The 22,191-nt window shown below is 69.8% G+C and carries 24 protein-coding genes and 1 pseudogene; 14 read left to right on the top strand and 11 right to left on the bottom strand.

Going from position 1 to position 22,191, the window contains the following annotated elements; translation table 11 throughout:
• Positions 1-165 precede the first annotated feature (165 nt).
• Genes JJ691_RS08330 through JJ691_RS08300 form a run of 7 tightly spaced genes read left to right on the top strand, consistent with a single transcriptional unit; the run spans position 166 to position 6,864 of the window.
• A complete protein-coding gene (locus JJ691_RS08330; protein WP_211768204.1) occupies positions 166-1,440 on the top strand; it encodes a nitroreductase family protein in 1,275 nt (424 codons plus the stop codon).
• The gene (locus JJ691_RS08325; RefSeq protein ID WP_211768203.1) at positions 1,437-2,777 is read left to right on the top strand and encodes a class I adenylate-forming enzyme family protein; all 1,341 of its coding nucleotides are present in this window, start codon (positions 1,437-1,439) and stop codon (positions 2,775-2,777) included. The genes JJ691_RS08330 and JJ691_RS08325 overlap by 4 nt, the downstream gene beginning before the upstream one ends.
• Entirely contained in the window at positions 2,774-3,004 is a 231-nt protein-coding gene (locus tag JJ691_RS08320; protein WP_211768202.1) for a hypothetical protein, read from the top strand. The genes JJ691_RS08325 and JJ691_RS08320 overlap by 4 nt, the downstream gene beginning before the upstream one ends.
• Positions 3,001-3,678, top strand: coding sequence for a dihydrodipicolinate reductase C-terminal domain-containing protein (locus JJ691_RS08315; RefSeq protein WP_211768201.1), 678 nt, complete (start codon positions 3,001-3,003; stop codon positions 3,676-3,678). Before JJ691_RS08320 ends, JJ691_RS08315 begins: the two co-directional genes overlap by 4 nt.
• Positions 3,675-4,388, top strand: a complete 714-nt coding sequence (locus JJ691_RS08310) for a class II aldolase/adducin family protein (RefSeq protein ID WP_211768200.1) — start codon at positions 3,675-3,677, stop codon at positions 4,386-4,388. Before JJ691_RS08315 ends, JJ691_RS08310 begins: the two co-directional genes overlap by 4 nt.
• 2 nt (positions 4,389-4,390) lie before the next feature.
• A complete protein-coding gene (locus JJ691_RS08305) occupies positions 4,391-5,596 on the top strand; it encodes an MFS transporter (RefSeq protein WP_211768199.1) in 1,206 nt (401 codons plus the stop codon).
• A complete protein-coding gene (locus JJ691_RS08300) occupies positions 5,593-6,864 on the top strand; it encodes a condensation domain-containing protein (RefSeq protein WP_211768198.1) in 1,272 nt (423 codons plus the stop codon). The genes JJ691_RS08305 and JJ691_RS08300 overlap by 4 nt, the downstream gene beginning before the upstream one ends.
• Here JJ691_RS08300 and JJ691_RS08295 read toward each other — a convergent pair.
• Positions 6,861-7,727, bottom strand: a complete 867-nt coding sequence (locus JJ691_RS08295) for a TauD/TfdA dioxygenase family protein (RefSeq protein WP_249227774.1) — start codon at positions 7,725-7,727, stop codon at positions 6,861-6,863. The two genes, JJ691_RS08300 and JJ691_RS08295, sit on opposite strands and share 4 nt — an antisense overlap.
• Positions 7,728-7,834: 107 nt before the next feature.
• Here JJ691_RS08295 and JJ691_RS08290 point away from each other — a divergent pair, with 107 nt between their 5' ends.
• Positions 7,835-8,389: a TetR/AcrR family transcriptional regulator gene (locus tag JJ691_RS08290; protein ID WP_211768197.1), complete on the top strand. Its 555-nt coding sequence runs from the start codon at positions 7,835-7,837 to the stop codon at positions 8,387-8,389.
• Here JJ691_RS08290 and JJ691_RS08285 read toward each other — a convergent pair.
• Complete coding sequence (locus tag JJ691_RS08285; protein ID WP_211768196.1) at positions 8,386-8,937, bottom strand: TetR/AcrR family transcriptional regulator; 552 nt, start codon at positions 8,935-8,937, stop codon at positions 8,386-8,388. The genes JJ691_RS08290 and JJ691_RS08285 overlap by 4 nt on opposite strands.
• A gap of 95 nt (positions 8,938-9,032) precedes the next feature.
• Between JJ691_RS08285 and JJ691_RS08280 the strand changes: the two genes are divergently transcribed.
• Positions 9,033-9,944 carry an NmrA/HSCARG family protein gene (locus JJ691_RS08280; RefSeq protein ID WP_211768195.1) on the top strand — a complete coding sequence of 304 codons (912 nt, stop codon included), beginning with the start codon at positions 9,033-9,035 and terminating at the stop codon, positions 9,942-9,944.
• A 223-nt stretch (positions 9,945-10,167) separates the two neighbouring features.
• Here JJ691_RS08280 and JJ691_RS08275 read toward each other — a convergent pair whose 3' ends face one another.
• Entirely contained in the window at positions 10,168-11,313 is a 1,146-nt protein-coding gene (locus JJ691_RS08275) for a DUF222 domain-containing protein (protein ID WP_211768194.1), read from the bottom strand.
• Between the two features lie 287 nt (positions 11,314-11,600).
• Positions 11,601-12,902 (bottom strand): NtaA/DmoA family FMN-dependent monooxygenase, encoded by a 1,302-nt coding sequence (locus JJ691_RS08270; RefSeq protein ID WP_211768193.1) that lies wholly within the window; start codon positions 12,900-12,902, stop codon positions 11,601-11,603.
• 44 nt (positions 12,903-12,946) lie between these two features.
• Between JJ691_RS08270 and JJ691_RS08265 the strand changes: the two are divergent.
• Positions 12,947-13,156 (top strand): annotated as a pseudogene (locus JJ691_RS08265) (transposase); the annotation flags it as partial.
• 220 nt (positions 13,157-13,376) lie between these two features.
• Here the strand turns inward: JJ691_RS08265 and JJ691_RS08260 are convergent.
• From JJ691_RS08260 to JJ691_RS52115, 3 genes are all read right to left on the bottom strand, one after another.
• Positions 13,377-13,778: a DUF3592 domain-containing protein gene (locus JJ691_RS08260; protein WP_211768192.1), complete on the bottom strand. Its 402-nt coding sequence runs from the start codon at positions 13,776-13,778 to the stop codon at positions 13,377-13,379.
• Between the two features lie 258 nt (positions 13,779-14,036).
• Positions 14,037-15,023 (bottom strand): alpha/beta fold hydrolase, encoded by a 987-nt coding sequence (locus tag JJ691_RS08255; RefSeq protein WP_211768191.1) that lies wholly within the window; start codon positions 15,021-15,023, stop codon positions 14,037-14,039.
• Between the two features lie 53 nt (positions 15,024-15,076).
• Positions 15,077-15,388, bottom strand: coding sequence for a hypothetical protein (locus JJ691_RS52115; RefSeq protein WP_249228379.1), 312 nt, complete (start codon positions 15,386-15,388; stop codon positions 15,077-15,079).
• A gap of 197 nt (positions 15,389-15,585) precedes the next feature.
• Here JJ691_RS52115 and JJ691_RS08245 point away from each other — a divergent pair, with 197 nt between their 5' ends.
• A complete protein-coding gene (locus tag JJ691_RS08245; RefSeq protein ID WP_249227773.1) occupies positions 15,586-16,485 on the top strand; it encodes a LysR family transcriptional regulator in 900 nt (299 codons plus the stop codon).
• On the opposite strand, the gene JJ691_RS08240 is transcribed toward JJ691_RS08245, so the two are convergent.
• Entirely contained in the window at positions 16,482-17,399 is a 918-nt protein-coding gene (locus tag JJ691_RS08240) for an alpha/beta hydrolase (protein ID WP_211768189.1), read from the bottom strand. The genes JJ691_RS08245 and JJ691_RS08240 overlap by 4 nt on opposite strands.
• 499 nt (positions 17,400-17,898) lie before the next feature.
• Here JJ691_RS08240 and JJ691_RS08235 point away from each other — a divergent pair, with 499 nt between their 5' ends.
• The gene (locus JJ691_RS08235; RefSeq protein WP_249228202.1) at positions 17,899-18,933 is read left to right on the top strand and encodes an MASE1 domain-containing protein; all 1,035 of its coding nucleotides are present in this window, start codon (positions 17,899-17,901) and stop codon (positions 18,931-18,933) included.
• A gap of 120 nt (positions 18,934-19,053) precedes the next feature.
• Here JJ691_RS08235 and JJ691_RS08230 read toward each other — a convergent pair whose 3' ends face one another.
• Both JJ691_RS08230 and JJ691_RS08225 read right to left on the bottom strand, forming a co-directional pair.
• Positions 19,054-19,482 (bottom strand): hypothetical protein, encoded by a 429-nt coding sequence (locus tag JJ691_RS08230; protein ID WP_211768187.1) that lies wholly within the window; start codon positions 19,480-19,482, stop codon positions 19,054-19,056.
• A gap of 1 nt (position 19,483) precedes the next feature.
• On the bottom strand, positions 19,484-19,846 hold the full coding sequence (locus JJ691_RS08225; protein ID WP_211768186.1) for an FAD-dependent oxidoreductase: 363 nt from the start codon (positions 19,844-19,846) through the stop codon (positions 19,484-19,486).
• Positions 19,847-20,162: 316 nt separating this feature from the next.
• Between JJ691_RS08225 and JJ691_RS08220 the strand changes: the two genes are divergently transcribed.
• Both JJ691_RS08220 and JJ691_RS08215 read left to right on the top strand, forming a co-directional pair.
• The gene (locus JJ691_RS08220; RefSeq protein WP_211768185.1) at positions 20,163-20,561 is read left to right on the top strand and encodes a PPOX class F420-dependent oxidoreductase; all 399 of its coding nucleotides are present in this window, start codon (positions 20,163-20,165) and stop codon (positions 20,559-20,561) included.
• 19 nt (positions 20,562-20,580) lie between these two features.
• Positions 20,581-21,390, top strand: coding sequence for an IclR family transcriptional regulator (locus tag JJ691_RS08215; RefSeq protein WP_211768184.1), 810 nt, complete (start codon positions 20,581-20,583; stop codon positions 21,388-21,390).
• A gap of 10 nt (positions 21,391-21,400) precedes the next feature.
• Here JJ691_RS08215 and JJ691_RS08210 read toward each other — a convergent pair whose 3' ends face one another.
• On the bottom strand, positions 21,401-22,189 hold the full coding sequence (locus tag JJ691_RS08210; RefSeq protein WP_211768183.1) for an FAS1-like dehydratase domain-containing protein: 789 nt from the start codon (positions 22,187-22,189) through the stop codon (positions 21,401-21,403).
• Positions 22,190-22,191 lie beyond the last annotated feature (2 nt).

The following is a 22,191-nucleotide window of genomic DNA, read 5'->3' as shown; positions in this document are numbered from 1 at the left end:
ATTATGGACCTCTCAATCTTGATGCACAGATACCCCTGACCCACAAGGTAACCTGTGCATCACAAGGGATTTCCTTTGATCGACCGACTGCCGGTTGACCGACGTCTCGTTTGGATGAAAACGTTTTCAGCGAGGCATCCTTGTTCCCGCCATCGAGGGGAAACCGTGCAGACAGAGGAAAAACGCGGGGTCGACGCCGGAATCGCGCGGTTCTGGCACCGGCTCACCGACATCGGCGACCCGGATCCCTTGCCCGCGCACGACCTCGCCGACACGGGTGTCGCCGACGCGCTGGCGGTGATCGACGTGGGCCACCGAACCCCATCGGCCGGGGCGATCCACCCGCACGAGTGCTACGTCGTCTCCCGGGCCGGCGACGGCCTCGCACTGTTCCAAGTGGACGCCAGGGCCCGGATCTGCCGCCGGCTACGGGCCGCGCGTTCGCCGGAACTCGCCCTGACCGCGGCGAATCTGCCGGTGCCGCGGCCGGGCGAGGCGCACATCCTGGTGGTGACCCGGCCCTGGCTGTCCATGCGCAAGTACGGCCACCGGGGCTTCCTCTACACCCAGATCGACGCGGCGCACCTGGCCACCAGCCTGCTCGGCGTCGCCCGCGACCGGGACCCGCGCGCCGTGCTGCGGCTGCGTGTCGACCACCGCGCGCTGTCCGAACTCCTTGGTCTGGGACTGGGTCTGCGCGAAGTTCATTCGGTCGTGTCGTTCGGCTCATCGGGGCAGCCGGTCGACACCGACGGCTGGACCGGGCTCGACGCACGCGACGCCGACCCGCTGGCCGAGTTCCAGAACCCCCTGGAACTGGCCTGCCGCACGGTGATCGACCCCCAGCTGTCCCTCAGCGACGAACCGCCGTCACTCACGCCCCGGCCGATCTCGCTGGCCACCGCGGCCGCCAGCGCGGAGCCGCCGAGCGGAACCTGGACCGAGCTGACCCGACTTCGCAAGTCCAGCAAGCAGTTCCGCCCCGGCGTGGCGATCCCCGAGTCGCGGCTGACCCAGGCCGTCGCGGCGGCGTCCTGGCGGCTGCCGATCGACCTGCCCGCTGACGGCATCGAGCTGACCGTTGTGCCCCAAGGGGATCGCCGGGCGACCATGCGGGCCTGCATGCTCCAGCGGCATCTCGGCGACGCCGGGGCGTACGTGCTGCTGCACACCGCGCACGACGAGCTGCTGGACCACCGGCACACGCTGCACGAGATGATCTTCCGCGCCGGCGCCGTCGGCCACCTGGTCTACCTCGGCGCGACCGCCGCCGGTCTCGGCGTCACCGGCGTCGGCGGCTTCGACGGTCCGCGCTGGCTGCGCATCGCCGGGCTGCCGGCCGACCACAAGGTGCTGTACGTGCTGGCCCTGGGCCAGGACGACCACACCGGCACCAAGCTGGACCGGCTCCAGCCCGCGTACGCACAGGCCGAGCGATGACCGGCAAGCTGACGCAGGCCTTCGAAGCCTGCCTGGCCGGGCACAGCGGCCGCGAAGCCGTCAACGGCCTGACCTACGCCGAACTGGACGCCCGCAGCGGTGAGCTGGCCGCCGAACTGCCCGGCGACCGGCTGCGGATCGGCATCCACGCGGTGAACTCCACCCAGTACGTCGTCCGTTACCTCGCCGCGCTGCGGGCCGGCCACGTGCCGTTCCTCATCGACGCCGCGCTTGGCACCGTCGAACTGCGGCGCATCATCGAGGACTGCTCCCTGGACCTGCTCTACCAGGACGATCTGGTGGCGCTGTCCCCGGACGGCCGGCGGCACGATCTGTTGCCGGACACCGAGGTCTGCCGGTTCAGCTCGGGTTCCACCGGTCACCCCAACTGCATCGAGTTCTCCGGCGACGCCGTGCACGCCGCCGCCCGCAACTGGGCCGCCGGCACCGGTCTCACCGGCGAGGACCGGATCGCCTGCTTCGCCGCGCTGTCCAACGGCCTGGCGTTCAACACCTCGCTGCTGGCCACCTTCCTCGTCGGCGGCGCGCTGCACCTGGGTCACGGCCTGCCCACCGCCGGCAAGGTCACCCGGTTCGTCGAGGAGACCGGGGCGACCCGCTTGGTCGGCTTCCCCGCGCTCTACGACTCCTTGGTGCGCCGGGAATGCCGGCTCGGCGACGTCCGGCTCGCGATCTCCTCCGGCGCCCCGCTGCGGACGGCCACCTGCCTCCGGTTCCGGGCGGTCACCGGCGTGGCGATCTGCGACTACTACGGCATCGCCGAGACCGGGCCGCTGACGTTCACCCCCGACCCCGGTCCGGACGGCGGCCTCGGCGGCCCGTTGCCGGGCGTCGAACTGCGGCCGACCGAGACCGAGGTGGAGGTGCGCAGCGAGTCGATGGCCTCGCGCTATCTCAACGCCCCCGGTGTGTTCGAGAGTCGCCTCACCGCCGACGGCTTCTACCGCACCGGCGACGAGGGCCGGCTCAGCGACGGCGAGCTGGTGCTCACCGGCCGGTCCGGCCGGGTGATCAACGTGGGCGGCCGCAAGGTCGATCCCATCGAGGTCAGCGAGGTGCTGCACGGCATCGAGGCCGTGCACGACGCCGCGGTGTTCGGCTGCGAGGACACCCACGGCGAGAACGTGGTCGCGGTCGTGGTCACCGGCGAACCCGGGCTCACCGTGGACGCGGTGCGCCGGCACTGCCAGGAAGTGTTGCCCGGCTACAAGATCCCGGCGCTGATCGAACTGGTCGCCGAGATCCCCACCAACTCGATCGGCAAGCCGTCGGTGACGGCGCTGCGCGAACTCATGCGAAGGAGGAGGTCCAAGTGACCGTGCGGGAGCAGATCGTCAAACTGGTGATCGCCGCCGGCGAAGAGGTCACCGAACACGACCTGGACGCGGCCGGCGGCTCGCTGTCGGCGGTGAACTTCACCTCGCTGTCCTACATCCGGCTGATCGACTCGATCGAGAACGAGCTGGGCGTGTACCTGGAGGCGGAGCCGGGCCAGCTGGCCACCGTCGACGACATCGCCGCGCTCGTGCAAGCTGCCCGGTGACCACGGCCACGGTGACCAGCGCGGGGGTCATCGGCGCGACCGGGCGGCTCGGTCAGGCGATCCGGCGAAGCCTGGAGCGCGACGGAATCCGGGTCGTGCTGACCGCGTCGCGCTCGGCAGGCTGGCACGGCGCGAAAACGCCGGACGTGCTGGTCGACGCCAGCGGGCCCGACGCGTGGGACGAGGTGGCCGCGTACTGCCGGCGGAACCGGACTCCGCTGGTGGCGTGTGTGTCCAATGTGGATCCACGGGACGTGGCGGGACTCGCCGAGCAGGTGCCGGTCCTGTTCGCCACCAATCTCTCGCTGGGCCACCACGTGCAGCGCCAGCTGGTCGCCCGGCTGGCCGAGCTGGTCGGCCACACCGGCCAGGCGACGGTGTGGGAACGGCATCCCAGCACCAAGGCGCACCGACCGAGCGCCACGGCGGTGCGGCTGGCCGAGGAGTGGGGCGGCCCGGTCGGCGAGATCGCGTCCCGGCGCAGCGGCCTGCCGGTGTCCGAGCACGAGCTGACGGTGACGCTGGCCGGCGAGACCGTCAGCGTCCGGCACGAGGTCGGCGATCTGGCCGCGGCGGCGGCCGGCGCGGTGCTGGCGGCGCGCTGGCTGCCCGGCCGGCCCGCCGGCCGCTATTCGATGTCCGCGGTGTACGAGTCGGAGGATCTGGGGAGATGAGCACGAAACGGCTGGTCGCGCAGGTGGCCTGCGGGGCGCGGATGCTGTCGCTGGACGGGCACGACGACTTCAACCAGGGGCAGATCTCGGCCCGGCTGCCGGGCGCGGACACGTTCCTGATCAAGAACGCGCTGTGCGGCTTCGACGAGGCGACGCCGGATCAGGTGGTCGAAGCGTCGGTGGACCACACCGTGCCGGCGCCGGCCATGGCCCCGCCGGAACTGCCGCTGCACCAAGCAATCTACCGGGCCCGGCCGGACGTGAACGGCATCGTGCACAGCCACGCCCCGCACACGCTGGTGTTCGGCGCGACGGACCTGGCGCTGCGGCCGCTGTCCCACGACGGCGCGTACTTCGTGGACCGCATGGGATTGTACACGGTCACCAGCAACACCGTGCTGGACATCGAGACCGGCGATCAGATCGCCAAGGAGCTCGGCGATGGTGAGACGGTGCTACTGCGCAACCACGGCGGCGTGATCGTCGGCAAGAGCGTGCGGCACGCGGCAGTGTTCGCGCAGGTGCTGGAGCGGGCCTGCCGTTTGCAGCTGCTGGCCGAGAGCGCCGGCATGCCGTACACGTGGTCCAGCGAGTGGGACGTGAACCTCAAGCGGGACTTCATCTACGCCGACCTGTCGGTGCGGTCGTACTGGGAGTACGCCGTCCGCCGGGTGGTCCGCACGTGGCCGGAGGCCGGCCAGTGGCTGTGACTGTGACGACTCCGGTGGTGTCGACGGCGTCCGTGCAGCGGCGGACCATGCGGACGCTGGTCGTCGGGCAGGTGCTGGGCAGCGTCGGCGTCACCAGCGGCACGGTCGTGGCCACCATCGCCGCCGCCTCGCTCGCGCCTTCCGTTGTGCTGGCCGGGTTTTCCCAGACGGCGTCGACCCTCGGCTCGGCCGTCGCCGCCGCCGTGCTGGCCGCGGTTGCCAACGCCCACGGTCGGCGGCGCGGACTGCTGGTGGGGTACCTGACCGGGGCCGCCGGCGCGGCGCTGTGCATCCTCGCCGCCGTGGTCGGCATGTTCTGGCTTTTCCTGCTGGGCATGGTGTTGTACGGCTCGGCGACCGCGGCGAACCTCCAGTCCCGTTACGCGGCAACGGATCTCGCGCCCAGTGGGGCCAAGGGCCGGTACCTGTCAGTCATCGTGGCGATGACCACGGTCGGCGGTCTGGTCGGACCGAACACCTCCGGCGCGGCCACCGGCTTCGGCCTGCCGCACTACGCCGGCAGCTTTGTCCTGGCCCTCAGCGGTTTTGTGCTCGCCGCCGGGGTGGCGTGGCTCTTCCTGCGCCCGGATCCGCTGCAACTGGCCCGGAGCGCGGCCACCGGTGTGAACGCCGCACCGCGTCGGCCGGGCCTGCGGGCCGGGATCGCCGGGCTCACCGACCTCCGGGCCCGGGCCGCCTTGACCTGCGTGGCCAGCTCGCACGCCGTGATGACCGCGATGATGTCCATGACCTCCCTCCACATGCGACAGGGCGGGGCCCCACTGGCCGCGGTCGGGATCGTCTACAGCGCCCATTTCGTTGGCATGTATGCCTTCTCGCCACTGTTCGGCTGGCTGTCCGACCGGCTCGGCCGGCCCCGGCTCGTCTTGTGCGGCCTCGGGCTGCTGCTGGCGTCGTGCGCGCTGGCGGTGTCGGCGGACTTCGTGCTGCTCACGGTGAGCCTGCTGGGCGTTGGCCTGGGCTGGTCGTGTGTGCTGGTCACGGCCTCGGCGATGGTGTCCGACTCGGTCGAGCTGGACCGCCGCCCGGCCGTGCAGGGGCTGTCCGACGTGCTGATGGGCGTCAGCGCGGCCGTCGCCGGCGCGGTCGGCGGGGCGATCGTCGCCTACCTCGGATTTCCGACCCTGGCCGTGCTCTGCGGTGCGCTGCTCGTGCCGGCGGCCGTTTTCGTCTGGAGGCAACGGTGACGCTCGCGTCGTTCAGTCAGGAGGAGCGGCTGCACCTCGGCCGGCACATCCACCTGAACAACCACAACGTGGTGCTGGCCTTCGAGATCACCGGCCCGCTGAAGCCGGACCTGGTGGAGCAGGCCGTCGAGGCCGTCACGATGCGACATCAGGCCCTGCGTCAGCACTTCCCCGAGGGCAACCGGCTGGCCGTCGCCCCGCGCGGGGCCGGCGTCGAGTTCGTCGAGGTGGACGACGTCGTGCCGGCACGGCGGCTGGAGCGGGCGATCCAGATCGTCGCCAAGCACTGGGACCGGCCCTACAACCTGACCACCGGGCCGCTGCTGCGGTCCACTGTGGTCAGTGTGGACCTCGATCACCACGTGCTGGCCCTGATGTTCGACCACATCGTCGTGGACGGCTGGTCGCTGTCGGTGCTCGGCCGCGAGCTGTGGCAGCTGTACGAGTCGCTGGACGCCGCACTCCCGCCGGCCCCACAGTTCCCCGACTTCGCCTGGTGGGAACGCGAGTACCTCCAGGGGGAACGTCTGGAGCGGCCGCTGCGGTACTGGCAGCGGCAACTCGACGGCATCGGCCCGATTCCCGCCTCCGGCCTGGTCGATCCGTCCTGCCACGCCCCTCGGCAGGTCGGCATCGCCAACCAGCGCCTCGACCACGAGCTGGCGGCCCGGGTGCGCCGGTTCGCCGACGCCGAAGGGATCAGCGCCGTCCCGGTCTACCAGGCTGCGCTCGCCGCCACCATCCGGCAGCACCAGCACGGCGGCGACCCCGCCGACGTCGGCATGCTGACCATGGTCGGCAACCGGTCCGATCCGGCCAACGACGGCCTCGTCGGCTACCTCACCACCCGCGCGGTGATCCGCGTCAGCTGCGCCGGCGACCCGCCGTTCCCCGAACTCGCGCAACGGGCGGCCAGCTCGCTGTGGGGCGCCGTCCGGCACCAGCGAATGCCGCACTCCCTGGTGGTCAAGCACCTCGCACCCGACCTCTACGGCGTGCTCGCCACCCGGGTCGAGGACATCCCGCCCCACGTGTACTTCAACGTCTACGAGGACCGAACCTCGACGCTCCCCCAGCCACGCGGCCTGTCGGTCCGCCAGCTCGCCATCCCCACCCCTCGGGTCCCCCGCGGCGGCCTCGACGTCGGCGTGCGGTCCGAGGCCGGCACGGTGACCTTGCAGCTCAAGTACCTCACCGACCGCTACTCCCCGCGCTGGGCGGCGGTGTTCCTGGCCGACATGCGCCGCAAGCTGGCCGAACTCCCCTAGCCGGCACGCGGGCCCGGACCGACCGGTTGGTCGCCCCGAATGGTGATGCGGTGCATCACGCGAGGAGTTGTGCCGTAGTCATCCACCGCGTAGTGCGCGGTGCTGCGGTTGTCCCACACCACAAGGTCTCCGGCCTGCCACCGGTGCCGGACGCTGTGCTCCGGGCGGCCGATCGCGGCGAAGAACACGTCCAGCAGCGCCCGGCTCTCGGTGTCGGTCACGTCCGCGATGCGCGTGGTGAAGCCGGGATTGACGAACAGGCTCCGCCGGCCGGTCTCCGGATGCACCCGCACCACCGGGTGCACCACCGGATCCAGCGTCCGCACGCGTTCGCCTTCCCACGTGTTGCCCTCGCCGCCCAACCGGACGTGCAGGTATTCCTCGAAGTCCTTCCGTCCATCGTGGACAGCGTCGAGCTCGTCGGCCAGCCGGCGCAGCTGCGGCGACAGCGCGCCATAGGCCGCTTCCAAGTCCGTCCAACACGTGTCGCCGCCGGTCGGGGGCAACGAGACCGCCCGCAGCACCGAGCCCAGTGGCGGCCGCCGCATGAACGTCACGTCGGTGTGCCACACCGGGGCCTTGCCGCCGTCCCCGCTGTCGAGCACGTAGATCTCGGGGTGCTCGGCGTCCAGGCCGGGCACGACCGGATGGGCCGGGGTCAGCTCACCGAGCGCGGCCGCGAACGCGCGGTGCGCGTCCGGGGTCAGGCGCTGGCCACGGAACACCAACACCTTCCGGTCGAGCAGCGCCGACCGGATCTCGGCGGCGGCGTCCGGCGACGGCGCGTCGGACAGGTCGATGCCGGACACCTCGGCGCCGATCGTGACGGTCAGCGGTTCGATGGAGATCGCAGTGGCGGTCACCCGCGTCAATGTACATCTGTACACAGTCGTGCCGAGGACCGTTCCGCAATGTGGGCAGCTACGATGAACCTCTTGCGCTGGAACAGTTCTTCGGGCATGGAGGGTGAATGGCGCCGAACGCGGCCGGCACGCGCCGGCGTGACCCGCACCGTCGCGAGCGGATCGTCGCGGCCGCGGTGGCGGTCATCGGCGAGGTCGGCCTCGCGGGGTTCACGCACCGCGCCGTGGCCGCCCGCGCCGACGTGCCCCTGGGCTCCACCACCTACTACTTCGCCGATCTCGACGAGTTGCTCGACGCCGCGGTGCGCACCGTCGCCGAGGAGAACGTGCAGCGCCTGCGGGACTGGGCGCTGGCGCTGCCCGACGATGCCGACCTGAGCAGTGAGCTCGCCCGATTCGCGGTCCGGCTCGTGACCAAGCACCGCGAGGCCACCGTGTTGGCATACGAACTCTACGGTGCGGCGCTGCGGCGTCCCGCACTTCGCGCGGCCAGCACGGCGTGGGACACGATGCTGACCGAGGTGTTCCAGTCACGATTCGACCCGGTCACCGCGAGGGCGCTGACCGCGCTGTTCGACGGCCTGCTCTACCAAGCGCTGGTGTCGCCCCGAACACCACGCCGAGCCGAGCTGGAGCCGGTCCTGCGCCGACTGCTGGTCTAGGGGTTCAGCCCGGCCACGGCCAGCCGGAACAGCCGGTCCGCGTGGGCGACGGGATCCGGGTAGTGCTCGGTGGCCAGGACAATGCCGACGATCAGCGTGATCAGGTCCGTGACGGTGACCCCCTGCCGCACCGCGCCGTCCTGGATGGCTTGGTGCAGCAAGGGGTTGCCGGCGTTCTCCAGCGCCGACGCGCAGGAGTTGTCGTGCACGGGGTCGCCGTCGAAGGCCAGGGCGGCGGCCAGCCCGCGGGCGGCGACGGAGTAGGCGACGACGTCGCTGAGCCAGGCCAGCAAGGCGTCGCGGCTGTCGCCGACGCCGGTGAGGTCGCGGGCACGGGCGCACAGGGCCTCGATACGTTCCCGCGAGACCGCCTCCAGCAGTGCGCGGCGGGTCGGGAAGTGCCGACGCACGGTCGCCGAGCCGACGCCGGCGGTGCGGGCGATCTGTTCGAGGGAGGCGGCGGAGCCGTGCGCGGCGACCTCCGCCTCGGCCACGGCGAGGATGCGCGCGTAGTTGCGCCGGGCGTCGGCGCGCTGGCTGTCGGCCATGGCGATCTCTCCGTGCTTGCTAAGTGGCGGGCCCCGCCATATCGTACCTCAGGTAAAACGGCGGGCCCCGCCGTTTCGTGATCTGAGGAGCCTTCATGCCCACCGAACCCGTGTTGGTCACCGGCGCCACCGGCCGTCAGGGCGGGGCCACCGCCCGTGCCCTGCTGGCCGCCGGCGTGCCCGTCCGCGCCCTGGTCCGCGACCCGTCGACCGCCCCGGCCAAGGCTGTCGAGGCGCTCGGCGCCGAACTGGTCACCGGTGACCTCGACGACCGCGAGTCGATCACCCGGGCGGCCAAGGGCGTCCGGGCCGTCTTCTCCGTGCAGATGCCCGCCTTCACCGGCGCCGGCTTCGACTTCGACGGCGAGGTGCGGCAGGGCGTCAACCTGATCGAAGTCGCCCGGGAAGCGGGCGTGCCGCAGTTCGTGCACACGTCGGTGACCGGTGCCGGTCAGCACACCGAGGCGCCGGGTTGGGCCGAGGGCCGTTGGGCGTCGATGGAACCCACGCTCGGTGCCAAGGCGGCGATCCAGGACCGGCTCCGCACCGCCGGCTTTCCCCGCTGGACACTGCTCAAGCCAGGCTTCTTCATGGAGAACTTCCTGCCCTCCATGGCTTTCCTGTTCCCGCGCGGCATCGAGGGCGGCCTGGTCAGCGTCCTGAAGCCGCAGACCAAGCTGTCCCTGGTCGCCGTGGCGGACATCGGCCGGGCCGCCGCCGCAGCCATCGCCGCGCCGGATCGGTTCCACCAGCTCGAACTGGAGCTGGCCAGCGACTACCTGTCCATGGCGGAGATCGCCGAGACCCTGTCCCGCGCCCTGGGCACGGAGCTGTCCGCGCCGGACATGACCGTCGAGCAGGCCGTTGCCGCCGGCATGCCGGCGATGGGAGCCAGCCACGAGTTCATGAACGTCGTCGGCCAGCCCGGACGCCCGGAGTACGCGCGGGATCTCGGTATCCCGCTCACCAGCTTCGACGAGTGGGCACGGGCTCAGATGCGGGGGTAGGTGGGTGGGGCGGGTCAGGTGGGTGGTTGGGGTGAGTGGGTTGGTTCCGGTTGGGTGGGGTGTTGCTTTTAGAGCGGCTTTGGACGGGCGGGAGGGTTGGGGGAGGCTTGAGGTCGAGGGATGGTGTGGTTGGAATTGGGGGGTAAGGTTCAGGTTCTTGGGGGTTTTCGGGCTTTGGTTTCCCTTGGTTCGTTTCGCTGTGGAGTTGTCAAAGAACGGGTGCTCAGTACTGGTGTGGCGTGGTCGTGTAGTGGCGGCCTAGTGGGGTGACCCAATGGAGGGTGTTGTCGGAATCCAGGGTCACTGTGTGGTTGCCGTGTTTGAGGTGGTGGTGATGGGCGCAGTAGCCCTTGAGTTGGGTGGCGGTGGTGTCACCGGCGGGCCAGGGGATGGTGTGGTCGAGTTCTTGGATGGGGGTGGTGCAGCCGGGGGCGGAGCAGACTCCACCTGCATTGAGTTCGGCGAATTCCTTGATGCGGGCGGTGGGACGGTAGGTGTCGGTACTCAGCTCGGAAGCCCGCCGGTATTTGTCCAGGAGCAGGCCGCGCCAGGGAGCGTGCATGGAGAGCTCGCGGGCGGAGTCGGCAGCGATGGGGCCGTAGCCGTCCAGGAGACCGGGGTCTTCGGTCAGGCCCATCAGGGTCTCCAGCGAGATGGTGACGTGGACCTTGACCTTGCGGTCCACCCCGTACCCGAGGAACCGGTCCAGGAAGGCGTCCGCCCGTTTCTGGTCGGTGGTCCGCTCGTCCTTGACCAGGGCGCGGGCATCCTGAGTCAGCACGTCGTACACCTCGCGAGCATCCAAGGCTGTGAGGGTGATCCGTAGCTGGGCCATGCCATCGGGCAGAGGCGTGAACTCGACCCGACGGTCCTGCTTGGCCTTCAGACGGCGCTGGTCGTAGCCGAGAGGGTCGGCCTCGGCCACGGCCTTGGTAGCCCGGCGGGCCAGTTGGGTTCGAGTCAGCTCCGGAGCCACCTCGACCAGTTCGTCTTCGACCTCGGCGACCATGGCCGGGGTGGGCAGGTTGACGATCCGCTCGTCCACGGTCTCCAGCCCGCGCAGATCCAACTCCCCGCGCCGCAGCAGCTCCGACAGCCGGGGCAACCGGTCCAACACCTCACTGCCGCGCTTCTGTCGGACCACCGACTGCTCCGGCTCATGCACCGCCATCGCCAGCTCAGCCGTGTCCTCGACATCGCGCAGAATCGACAGCTGCACATAATCGGCGAAGGCTTTGATCTTCCGCGCCACAATGAACGCCGTCACCTGTTGATCGGCGGTCAGAGCGTTGAGATCCACACCCATGAGCAGATCCAGCAGAGCCCCTGACGGTTCCCTACTCTCCAACTCTCGGGTGAGTTCTTCCATGCCTCCAGAATACGCCTGTCAAAGATCGAACTCGATTCACTAACGGGTGAATTCGAGTTTCATGCATAATCGCAAACCCGACCCCGCAAACCCAGCCACCGCCCCCTCTAACCTCGGAGGGTGGATTTTGCGTGGAGGGGGGCGATGGCGTACGCTCTCCGGCGAATCGAGGCAGGCGGAGCCTGCCCGGTTCTTGCCTCGATTGCCATCGCCCAGAGGCTCCACGCAAAATCCACCCGGAGCCAACCAAAAAAACCACCCCAAAAAACCAACCCACCCCACAAAAGCTACCGAACACCCGGCCGAGCAAGCCCAAGGTGATCCCTCAACATACTGCCCGTGTACTCAGTCCGGAACTGGCCCCGGCGCTGGAGGATGGGCACGACGTGGTCGACGAACGCGGCCAGCTCGTAGGGCAGCGTCGAGCCCATGATGGTGAATCCGTCCACCGCCCCCGCGTCCTGCCACGCGATGACGTGATCGGCGAGCTGCTCGGGTGTGCCGACGAAGTGCATCTGGCCGGCGCCGCCGGTGATCTGGCGGGCGATCTCGCGCAGCGGCGCGTCCGGGTGCGCGCGGGCGGCGGAGAACAGCTGCCCGGCCCGACTGGAGGGCGCCGGCCCAGCCAGCAGGTCGGCGGGTAGCGGGGCGTCCGGGTCGAATGCGTCGGGGTCGAAACCGGCCGTGTACAAGGCGTTCTGCCAGCGGAACTCCGGACTCGCCAGCTCTTCCAGCCGGTCGGCGCGGGCCTGGGCCTCGGCCTCCGTGCCGCCCAGGGTCACCATCAGGGCCGGCAGCACGGACACCTGCCCAGGGTCGCGGCCGGCGGCCACCACCTGGGCGTGCAAGTCGGTCCGGAACGCGACGGCCGCCTCCAGCGAGGGCGGTCCGGAGAACACGAGCTCGGCGTAGCGGGCGGCCAGCCCGATGCCCGCCGCCGACTGCCCCGCCTGCACCAGCACGGGATGGCCCTGCGGCGAGCGGGGAAACGGCTGCACGCCCTCGACGTCGTAGTACTGGCCATGGAAACGTGGAGCGTGCAGCCGGCTCCGATCGGCCCAGACGCCGTTCTCGCGGTCACCGATGACCGCGTCGTCGTCCCAGCTGTCCCACACCCGCGTGACCACGTCGACGAACTCGTGGGCCCGCGCGTACCGGTCGGCGTGCTCGGGATGGACCTGCTCACCGAAGTTGGCCGCGGCCAGCGGGGTGATCGTGGTGACGATGTTCCAGCCGGCGCGGCCGCCGCTGAGGTGGTCCAGCGTCGCGAACCGGCGGGCCAGCTCCCACGGCTTGCTGTACGTGGTCGAGCCGGTCCCGATCAGTCCGATGTGACTGGTGACCGCGGCCAGCGCGGACAGCACCGAGATCGGGTCGAACTGGGTCTGGGGCAGATGGGTCGCGCGGTACTCGGCGATCGCGATGTTGTCGGCCAGGAACACCGAGTCCAGCAGCCCACGCTCGGCGATCCGGGCGATCTCCGCGTAATAGGGCAAACCGAGCACACCGTTGACGTCGTCCGGCACGACCCGCCACGCCGACTCGTGATAGCCGTTCGGCCAGATGAAGGCGTTGAAGTGCAACGTCATGCCGTCGACCCTAGGGCCTGTCCGGCGGATCATGTGACTTCTCGTGGCGGGACCTGTCTGCGCGGTTCGGGAAGTGGAAGACCGTGTATGAGCGACATTGGCGATGGTCGGCGGACGGCACGTGGGACAGGATCTTTGCGGCGGTCCTGGCCGACGCGGATGCAGAGGGCCGCATCGACTCGTCGATGGTGTCGGTGGACTCCACCACCTGCCGGGCTCACCAGCACGCGGCGGGAGCACGCAGGAGGCCCCCGCCGGGTTCGACAAGCGCGCCTATGTCTTCCACGGCACGGTCACCGTGGCCTCGATCCGCCTCTGGCTCAAACCATGATCAGCAAGCCTCCAGGGCATCGGCTCGCTTCGCCAGGTCTGCCGCGAAGGGTGATCTTACGGACGCGGAGTGGGTTCGACTGGGGCCGCACCTTCCGAAGAACGTAGGTCGGGGCGGAAGCGAGAACGAGGAGGGGAACAAGTTCAGCGGGCGAGCCACGCCCAAACCGCGCCGCCGAAGAAGATCACGCTTGCGGCAAAATAACTGACGTGAGGTCGGCGTTGCTTCCTGGTGAACAGCCTTGCCTTCTCGGGCTGTTCGGACAGATAGACGACCGGCACATGGGTTCCGAGATCCATCCCCATCCTCGACCCCCTCGCCACGGGCGTGAACCTGACGGCCCGTCCCTGCCGGTCGGTGAACTCGATGACGGGCGTCAGAAAGTCGTCCCCCGTGACCATCTCCTGGTCCACCACCACTCCCTCGGTGCGCACGCCGTACCGACGCAGGCGCGCCTGCAACCGCGCCTCCCGCACACCGCCCCACAGGCACAGCAGGCTCGCCAACACGGCCAGCACGAAACCGATCACTTCACTTGTCGTCATTCGTCCCCTGCCCTCCCTCGCCCAGCCCCACCCGGCACGAGCCGCACACCAGGATGACGCGGAGCCCGGCCCGATGGTGCACGAAGGTGCCCGTGCACACCGGCTCTGCGGGCTCGGCACCTGGCAGCGCGGCACACGACCCCCACGATGCGGCGCCGGACTCGGTAGCGGTGCACGTCTGGGAGTATCACGAATGCTCATGACACACCCGCTCGTTTCTCAGCAGCTGCGCTACCGGCGGCGTGGCATGGAGGCTGATCAGTCCGGCGTCCCCGCCGTGATGTCGAGTGACGCGGCCCAGTCGCGCAAGGTGTCGGCGTACAGTTGCGGGTCGCTTGAGTGCATGTTGTGGCCCGCCTCCGGGAACGACGCGTAGTCGAATCGCTGACCGGTCTGGGTGATCAGCTCCCGTACGTGCCTGGCCTGGAGATCTGAGACGGCCCCCAGCAGTGTTCCCGTTTCCTCGTCGACGGTGCGGTAGTGGTGGGCGAACATCACGGGGGCTTTCACCGCGGCGAGCATGCGGGCGTGGTCGCAGGAGGCGGTGGCCGAGCCGGTGTAGAAGGCGCGAGCCCACTCGGGGTCGTATTCCTTCATGCTCTGGGGCGGTTCGTCGCCGCCGAAGTAGCCGCCGGAGCGGCCGGACATCGCCGCCAGTCCTCGAAGCAGCGCGGGGGGCAGTTCGCGGGGCAAGGCCTCGCGGAATCCCTGCCAGTCGCCGATCGACCACTGGTCGCCCAGGTACTTGTTCATGAGCTGGTGCATCGGGCCGACGGCCTGGCTCGTGCCCTGGCCGTAGGGCGGGCGGATCTCCGCCGAGAACAGCGGCGCGTCCTCCAAGTAGGCCCCGCGGATCATGCCGGGCGGCGCATACGCGGACAGCCACGCCGCGATGAGGCCACCGGACGAGTTGCCGCTGACGACGACCGGGCGCTGGACGCGTCCGGCGATGAACCGGACCAGGTCGTTGCCCATGTTGTCGACTGTGTAGCGTCGCGGGGTCCATGTGGAGCGTCCCTGGCCGCGCAGGTCGACGGCGAAGACTTCGAATTCGTCAGCCAGGAGTTTCATGGCAGCCTCATAGCTCCACCAGGAGTTCGCCTGCGCCGGTATGAGCACGACAGCCGGGTTGTCGGCAGAGCCGGTCGTGGCGTAGTTCAGCGTCACCTCACCGGTGTCGAAGGTGGACTCGGGGTATGCGTGCTGCACGTAGGTGGCGTCAGGGTTGTCCGGTCCGTATCGCATCACGGTCTCCTTCCTTCGTGTTGGTCTCTGCCTGGGTTGGTCGCCCTGGTCGCTCATGGCGCTGCCGGGACCGGTTCGCAGCGGGCATCGAACCGGGGTAAGCAGACCTGAGCTGGGTGCCGTACCCGTTGATGAAGAGCATTCGGCTGAGCGCCGGCGATCCGCGGGCTGCCCGCGGCGGGCGGCGTGTCCTGCTCGCTTCCCACGGGCCCTCCGGAGGCGATGACCAGCGGACGGCCCGAACCCTCGATGGCGCCGCCGAACGTCTCGACTGCATCCGAGCGGGCAAGGGCGAGAACCGGATGGCCGGCGTCGATGAGAGCGGAACCGATGAACCCGGACGCGCCGGTGACGAACGCGCGCATGACCATGCCTCCTTGGGCATAGGGAGTCGAGGACCGGAAGAGGGGGCGTTCGAAGCCGCGCCCGGCCGGTGGGTCCACTCTGGGTCGACCGCCCAGGCCGGGTCCAATGAATGTTCCGCAGGAGGCGATACGCTGCGCGTATCGTCCCAGCTCCGGCCTTCATGCCGACGTGGTCAGGTGCGCGCTACGCTGGAACGGTGCCCGATTCGCCACCGCCTCCGGCCGCGTTCGATCTGCGGTTGGTGTGGTGCTTCACTGTCGTGGCCGAGTACCGGCATTTCGGCCGGGCCGCCGAAGCCCTGCACACCACGCAGCCGTCCCTGAGCCGGCAGATCCATCGCCTCGAACAACAGCTCGGCGTTCGCCTGCTCGAACGCACGCCCCAGGGAAACCACCTCACCGAGGCTGGCGAGGTCTTCCTGCCGCTCGCCACCGCGCTTCTGCGCTCCGCCGACCAGGCCGCGGCACGCACCCGGGCCGCTGGCCTGCCCAGCCGCATCGCTGTCGGCCACACGCCGGGCATCATCATCACCCCGGCCGTACGCGAGCTGCGCCGCCGGCACCCCGAAGCCGAGGTCCGGACCCTCCAGCTGGACCCGGGCGAACCGCGCCCGGCGCTGCTGGACCACTGCGTGGACGCGGTGGTCGCCAGGCTGCCCTTCGCCACCGACGGCCTGGACGTGACGGCCCTGTACGACGAGCCGCGGGTGCTGGTGGTACCGCTGGACCACCGGCTGGCCGCAAGGAAGTCGGTCACCCTGGACGACATCGCCGACGAGCCCCTGCCCCAGGTGCGGGGGGCCGACCCGCTCCTGAGCGCCTTCTGGCGCATCGACCCACGGCCCGACGGACGGCCGGCTCCCGACGGCCCGCTGATCGAGGCCGTCGCGGACCAGTTCGAACTCACCGCCGAAGGGCGGGCGGTGACGATCTCCGTCGCCACCCACACCCTGCGCCCCGACCTCACCGCCATCCCGCTCGACGGAGTCGAGGCCAGCCACGTCGTGCTGGCGACCCGCGACCGCGACCGCAACCACCTCGTGGCGGCCTTCCGCGCCTACGCCACCAAGATCCTCGTTCGACCGGCCAAGCCCTAGTCCGCCACGTTCAGAGCGGCGTCCAAAACGGACAGTTGGGTCTGCGTGAACTGCCGGGAAACACCGGCGGAGCGCTCGATGGCGTCGAAGCCGTGGTAGGCGCCGGGGACGATCTCCAGCGCGCACGGCACACCGGCTTCGGTGAGCCGGGCCGCGTAGCGGACATCCTCGTCGTGGAACAGATCCGCGGTGCCGACACCGATCCAGGCCGGCGGCAGCCCGGTCAGGTCCTCGCACCGGCCGGCGGCCGCCAGGTACGGCACGTCCTTCACGGCGGACCCCAGGTAGGACCGCCAGCCGAACCGGTTGCTGCGCTGGCTCCACACCCGCAGCGTGCGCGGGTCGATGTCGGCCCGGTCCGCCGTCCGATCGTCCAGCATCGGGTACACCAGCAGCTGGAACACCGGGGCGATCTCCCCACGATCACGCGCCATCAGGGCCAGGCCGGCCGCGAGCCCGCCGCCCGCGCTGGCCCCACCGATGGCGATCCGGGCCCGGTCCACCCCGGGATCGTCGGCCAGCCAACGCAATCCGGCGTAGCAGTCGTCCAACGGGGCCGGGAACGGGTGCTCGGGGGCCAGCCGGTACTCAACGGAAGCGACCACGACGTCCAGCCGGCCGGCGACTTCCCGGCAGAACGTGTCCTCGAAGGCAGCGTTACCGGCCACGTAACCGCCGCCGTGGATCCACAACAGCGCCGGCGCGGACCGCCGGCCCGACGCAGGGCGGAACACCCGCACCGACGCTTGTTCGCCGACGGCCACCACCTCCACGTCAGGCGGCGTCGTGCGGGCGGCCATCCGCGTCATGAACCGCATCACCGGCAGCAGTGCCGGCGTGGTCACGGTGCGGGGCAGGAACCGCGCCAGCCGGAGATCGGGGTGGAAGACCATGCCGTTGTCCCGTCCAGTCACGTTCGGATGCCTTGCGCGGCAAGGCAAGCTATCATTCTCGACACTACTCGCCAACCGGTCGCGCCGGCCGGTCGTCCGGGCCGACGAAGGCGTGACGTCGGCCTCGGCGCACCTGGTCCGCACCCCAACGGCCCTGAGACGAGATCGGTCCGCACCGGCGCAAGTAAGGCCGCCCCGGGCCGGGTGCTGTCCACCCACGGGTTGAGTAGGTGTCCGATGTGCACGCTCGCGGTCGCGATGACGGGAGCTGCCGGGTGAGCAACCCTGGGGGCCGGGGCCGTGCCGGCACATAGGTGATGCGGTCCTGCACCGATTATCAGCGACGCCATCGCTGCCCGCGTTCTTGGCCGACGATCGTCGACGAGAAGCGCCGATGGGGTGAAGCAGTGCGGTTCAAACCTGCTCCGCTGTCCCGATTGCGTCTGTGACGCTGTTGCGCCACATTGGTGCCCGGTAACGTGTTGTCCGGCCTGCCGGTGGGCCGCACACTGACCACGTGATGGCGCTGGTGCGTGCATTGAAGGTTCGTGTCGGTGCTCTACCCGTGGTGCAGATTCTTGCCGTCGTCGTCTACTACTACGCCGCCGGCGAGGTCGGACTCCTGTCGGCAATCGTGCGCGGTCAGGTCAGTCCGCTGTGGCCGCCGACCGGAGTCGCTCTGGTCTGTCTGCTGTTGTGGGGTCCTCGGGTGTGGCCGGGGATCACGCTCGGGGCGTTCCTGGTCAATATCTCGATCGGTCCGTCGCTTCCGGTCGTCGCGGTGATTGCCGTGGGCAACACGCTCGCCCCGGTGTGTGCCTACCTGTTGCTCACACGGGTGCGGTTCAGTGTCGACCTGCGCCGGATGCGAGACGCGCTGTCCCTGGTGTTCCTGGGTGCCTTCACCGGGATGCTGTTCAGCGCGACCGTGGGCAGTGCCACGTTGGTCGGCTCGGGTTCGTTGTCAGTGAGCCAACTCTGGTCGACATGGTGGGTGTGGTGGACCGGGGACGCGATAGGGGTGCTCATCGTGGTGCCGTTCGTGCTCGCCGCCCGCGTTGTCCGGGTACCGCGCGGCGTTCGCTCCGGTCGGTGGTGGGCGGAAGCCGTGGCACTGCTGGTGACCGCCGTGGCGGTAGGGGCGTGCGCGACGAGAATCCCTGGATTCCATTGGTTCTTCCTCGTCTTCCCGGTCCTGATCTGGGCCGCGACCCGTTTCGAGCTGGCCGGAGCCACCGCGTGCGTGCTGATCGTGACGACGATGACAACTCTTGCCGCCATACAGCGGATCGGCCCGTTCAGCGGGCTTGACGTGGTGGACACAATGGTCCAACTGCAAGCCTTCAACGGGACGGCCGCGCTGACCGCCCTGCTACTCGCCGTGCTCACCACCGAACGAAATCATGCCAGGCTGACGATCGAAGGAGCCTGCGCCCTGCTCACGACGGCGTTGGCCGAATCTCATCAGGACATGACACTGCTCGAACATCTACTCGGGAAGCCCGCTACAGAAGGAAAAGCAGCATGCTCGCGCTCCAGTCGTGACGGCGAATAGCGTCCTCCCGTGCTGTCCACGTGTGATGCGACAAAGCAGCGGGACTGGGGCTCTCCGGCCGGTCAGGGCCGTCGCCACCCGGTGCGGAGCCGGCCCACACCAGCTGGCCAAGCAGCTGCGCTAGCGGCCGGCCCGGCGGTCCAGCCAGATGGCGCCCGCGGTGATCGCCGCGCCGGCGGCCTCCCAGATCGCCGCGCTCAGGTAGGACTTCGGGGCCCGACCGGTGGCGATCCTGGTGAGGAAGCCGATCGCCTGCGCGCCGCGGGTGACCACGGTGAAGTGCGGGAACCACGGCCAGGCCTTGGCCACACCCAGCAGGAACGCCGCGCCGTTGTTGACCGATGCCACCGAACTGCTGGTCAGGGTGATCCGCAGCGGGTCGTCGGTGGGAATCTTGCTCGGGTCCACACCGAGGGCCCGCAGCTGGCTGTCCTGGTTGACCAGGCCGGCCACGCCCAGGGTGAGGGCGATCAGTCCGGCCGCGCCGACGGTCCAGCCGGCCTTGGTGTGGGTCTGGAACAGGCCGAGTTCGGCGGTCGTGCTGGTCATGTCAAACCTCCACCGTGGACTGGATCTCACGCCACGGCCGGCGGTCCGCGACGGCGGTCCGCCACGAGCGCAACACCTTGGGCGCGGTGTTGACCGCGACGACACCGGTGAGCCGGTCGCCTCGGCGGTAGGCGGCCACAAACCGCCGGCTGCCGATGTCGCCGTCGACGACCACGATCAGCCGTCTCTCCGGCCGCAGGCTTTCCTTCAACGCCAGAACATCTTCCAGCGTCCGTACATAGTGGACACCGGAGACGCCGCCGGCCCCGGGCAGCTGCCGCGGCCGCACTCCCGTCGCCACAACGAGTTCGTCGTAGTCGACCTGCCCGTCGGACGAGGTCACGGTGCGGGACTCGACGTCCACGCCTGCGGGCCGCCCTCCCCCATCGAAATCCGCGCGAGCGAACAGCGCTTTCGCCCTCAATCACGAACCCTCCCAGAAATTGCCAGACATCGGCGACAACCTCACGTTAGCACTGCCCGAAAGCGTGCTCACAAACCACCGAAGCCGCCACCCCAACCGGTGACCCACCAGGCAAAACCCGGTCATCATGTAACCGCGAACAGACCGGCCGATCACCATGTGATCGAGAATCAGAATCCACGCCGTTCAAGGAGATAGTGGCCATTGTCACCATCACCGATCCCACGGTTCGAGCCTCGAAGCGTAAAGTCCAGATATGACAGTTCGAGACTCAAAGGGTCCGGCGATCGAGCGCATCGCCAGGAGCAGCAACGTCAGCCTGACCACATTCCGCAAGGACGGCCGCCCGGTCGCGACTCCGGTCGGTGGCGTCGTCAGCGACAACACCCTCTACATCCTGAGCTACGCCGACACCGGCAAACTCAAGCGCCTGCGGAACAATCCCCGAGTGACGGTGGCGCCGTGCGACTCCGCCGGTTTCGTGCCGGCCGACGCGGCCACGATCGAGGGCGTCGGCGGGATCCTGAACGCCGAGGAGACACGGCACGCGTACCGGCTGATGGCCCGCAAGACGCCGCTGGCCCGGCTGGTCCACGCCTGGTACGCGGTGCGCCGCAAGCCCGACCCGTGGGTGGGCGTCGAGGTCACCTTCTGAACTGGCGGGTCAACCCGCGATGGGGCCAGACTTGGGCCAGCACACGACGAGCGGATCGGAGCGGATCCTGACCGAGGTCGAGCCGGCGGTGACCGGGACGCAGAGCGTCTTCCGCGCGCTGTCCATCCTGCACGCCTTCACCGCGCAGCAGCCGACGCTCACCGGCCCCGAGGTGGCGCAGATGTTCGGCTACTCGCTGCCGACCGCCTACCGGCTGCTGCGCGCACTGGAGGCCGAGCACTTCCTCGTGTTCGACCGGGGCAGCCGGGCCTACAGTCCCGGGCCGGAGATCCTCCGCCTGGCCGGCGTCATGCTGCACCGCGACGCCCTGGTCCCCCAGACCCAGACCAGTCTGATCCGGCTGCGGGCGCTGACCGGCGAGACCGTCGCCGTGTACTGGCGGCTGGGCAACAAGTGCACCTGCACCCAGGAGATGCCCAGTCCTCATCCGACCCGGATCGAGGCCGGCATCGGCGCGGAGTTCCCGCTCACCCAGGGCGCGGCCGGCAAGGCTCTGCTGCTCGACCTGGACGAGGCCGGCCTGCGCACGCTGCTGGCCGAGCCCGACATGCCCGGGCCCGTCGGCGGTATCGACACTCTGCTGGCCGAGCTCGAAGTCAGCCGCGAGCGCGGCTACACCCTCAGCGTCGACGACGCCGTCACGATCGCCGCCCCCATCCCCTGGCTACGGCCGGGTCTGGCCGCCTACACCGTCTCCGCGCCCGCGTCCCGCTTCGGCCCCCAAGCCCTCTCCAACGCCGCCACCACCCTGGCCGAGGAGATGGACCGGCTGCGCTCGATCCTGCGCAAGCAGAACCCCTTCGGCTGACCCCGGTCATTCAGGGCCGGCGCAGCGTCCCGATCGCCGTCGGCCGGCCGTGAATGTCCCGAACCGCCGTGGTGACCGAATCTGCTTCCGGCACGGCTCGTACGACCATACCCTGGTGGTCGAACAGCGGCGCGAGCAGCCGGTACTCGAAGACGGTCGGGCCGGACCAGCCGAGGGCACGGGCGGCCTCGGCCATGGCGAGGGCCTGAAGCGGACCGTGGGTGAGCAGGCCCGGATAGCCCTCGATGTCACGGGCGTAGTCGCGGTCGTAGTGGATGCGGTGGGCGTTGTAGGTCAGGGCGGAGAAGCGGAACAGCAGGGTTGGCGTGACGTCGATCTGCCACTCGTCGTCCGCCGCCGGCACTATGGGCCCCTCATCGGCGACGGTGATCGAACCGGTGGCGTCGCGGTAGACGAGGTCCTGTTGCTCGTCGACGACCACCTGCCCGGACTGCACGATCTGCTGCTCCACCACGACAAAGGTCAGCGGCCCCGACCGCCCCTGCTTGTCCTGCACGGAAAGCACCTTCGAGCGGCGGGTCGCGGGTTCACCGCAATGCAGTGTGCCGAGGGTGCGCACTCGACCGCCGGCCCACATGCGCCGCCCGCGGAGTGTGGTCGCGCGCCTCGGGTGGCCGTCCGGGCCGAGGTCGGCCTGCGCCGGCCGGTCGAGCAGGTAGATCCAGTGCCACAGCAGCGGAAGCCCTTGGCCACCAACAAGGTCTGGCACCGGAACGGCCAGCAGCGCGCCCAACCCTTGAGCGGGCCCGGGCAGCAGCAGTTCGGTTGTCTCGGCCATGC

This window comes from Kutzneria sp. CA-103260, assembly GCF_018263855.1.
Classification (GTDB): domain Bacteria; phylum Actinomycetota; class Actinomycetes; order Mycobacteriales; family Pseudonocardiaceae; genus Kutzneria.
This window is presented reverse-complemented; position numbering and strand designations above follow the sequence as displayed.